The 1873-nt window shown below is 75.8% G+C and carries 1 protein-coding gene; it reads right to left on the bottom strand.

Annotated elements, in window-relative coordinates; all coding sequences use genetic code 11:
- Positions 1–20: 20 nt before the first annotated feature.
- The gene (locus FOE67_RS24415) at positions 21–1388 is read right to left on the bottom strand and encodes a DUF6716 putative glycosyltransferase (RefSeq protein WP_182666993.1); all 1368 of its coding nucleotides are present in this window, start codon (positions 1386–1388) and stop codon (positions 21–23) included.
- Between the last annotated feature and the right edge of the window lie 485 nt (positions 1389–1873).

Raw genomic sequence — 1873 nt, 5'->3', positions numbered from 1 at the left:
GGGACGGGGTTCGTGGACGGTCACAGCTGCCCCCAGCGGCGGATCATCGGCGCGACACGCTGCGCGGCGAGTCGGTAGACGCCCCGGGCGGCTCCCCTGGCGGGCCCGCGCACGACCCGGACGAGCGGGCCGCCGGCGGGGGCGGCGCGTCCGGGCAGCGGGGCGCCCTCGGGGTCGAGGCCGTGCCGGGCGAGCAGCCCGGGGAGGTGGCCGGGGGCGGTGCGGACGGTGTAGTACGGCGCGCACGGGGCGAGGTCGCCGGCGCGGGCGCGGTCGAGCAGGTCCGTCAGGCGGGCCCGGGCGTCGCCCCAGCCCTCCGTCGGGTCGTCGGGATCGGCGGGCCGCACGCCGCGCGAGACCAGCCACCCGGGGTCGGGGACGGGGAGGTCGTCGGCGTCGATCCGGTCCCAGGAGGTGAGGCAGCCGGAGCCCAGGAACCAGTGGTTGCCGAGCGGTTCGCGGATGCCGAGGTCGGTCAGCACGGCGGTGGGGATCGACCGGGACAGCGCCTCCAGGGCGGCGGTGGAGCTGACGGTGACCAGCAGGTCGGTGCCGTCGAGCACCTCGGCCATGGGGCCGTAGCGCAGGTGGAGGTTGGCCGGTCGGTCGGCCGGTCGGGGGAGGAGCCGCTGGTAGGGCAGCGCCTCGATGTGCGTGGTGTGCTCGCCGGGGCGGCTGCGCAGCTTGATCAGCACCTCGCGCTCCGGCCGGCGGCGGGCGTGTTCGGCGGCGCGGCGCAGCAGGTACAGCCGCTCGGCCCGGGTCTCGGGCACCGACGGCTGGACGGCGAAGACCACGCGGTGGGGTCGTTCGCCGCGTTCGACGGCGCCCGCGTCGTACGGGGTGCCGCCGAGGAACGGCAGCGGGCAGCCCACCACGGCCGTGTCGTCGGCGCCGGCGCCCCGGTAGACCTCGCGGAACAGTTCGGTGTCCCGGGGGCTGTTGGCCAGCACGAGGTCGGCGCCGTGGCGGGTCATCAGACCCTGGGCGAGCTTCTCGTAGACCACACCGACGTAGCCGGTCACCACGACCGGACGCGGGGCGCCGGGGCGGGCCGCGCGGGCCAGGCCGTGCAGGGCGGCCTGGATGGTGTGGCCGACGCAGGCGAGCACGACGACCGTGCCGGGGTCGGCGGCCCCCGTGGTGTCGGCGGGGCGGCCGAACCGGTGGACGAAGTCCACCAGGGTGGTCTCCGCCGGGGCGTCGTCCGTGGCGGCGCCGGTCTCGGCGAGCTGGCGGGCGGAGGGAGTGGCGCGACCCCGCAGCAGGAACCCCTGCGGCTCCGATTCCGGGATCAGTCGCCGTGCGGTGAGCGCGCCCCATTTCCACCGGGAGTCGGAGTCCGCCAGCACGATCGTGCGAGGCGGTTCGTTCGGTGTCTCGGGCACGTCGGGGACGCTAGGCACGCCTCCGAAGGAAAAGGACAACGTCCCGGCAAGGGAAAATGAACAGCAGGCATCCGAACGCCCAACCGGCCAGGTGGAGGCGGGAATCGACCGTTCATCCGCCGGCCGTTCACCTTCCCGACACGTTCACGAGGGGCGACGGACGCCTTTCACCGAAAGGGATTCCGGGGCCGCGCCCCCCGCTTCACCCCTTCTCCGCCTTTTCCCCACACCTCCGGGCGCCCTTCGCGTCCGGGATGAATTCCGATCCGCCGCGCGAGGTGAAGAACGCGAGGTGAAGAAAGAGGACGCGCCGGAACCGCTCCCGGTGAAGACCGGCACCGGCCCGGGTGACGCGGGATTCCGGGGCCGCGCGACGGGGGCCCCCGCCCCGGGCGGGGCGGCCCCGGCGCGGTCGTGAACGACCGGAGCCGTCGGGCCCCGCACCCGCCCCCGCCCCGTGGTGGCGGACCCGGGGCGGTACGCAC

The organism is Streptomyces calidiresistens, from assembly GCF_014141525.1.
Taxonomy (GTDB): Bacteria; Actinomycetota; Actinomycetes; order Streptomycetales; family Streptomycetaceae; genus Streptomyces; species Streptomyces calidiresistens.
The sequence above is the reverse complement of the archived record's forward strand: the minus strand, read 5'-3'. Positions and strand labels throughout refer to the sequence as shown.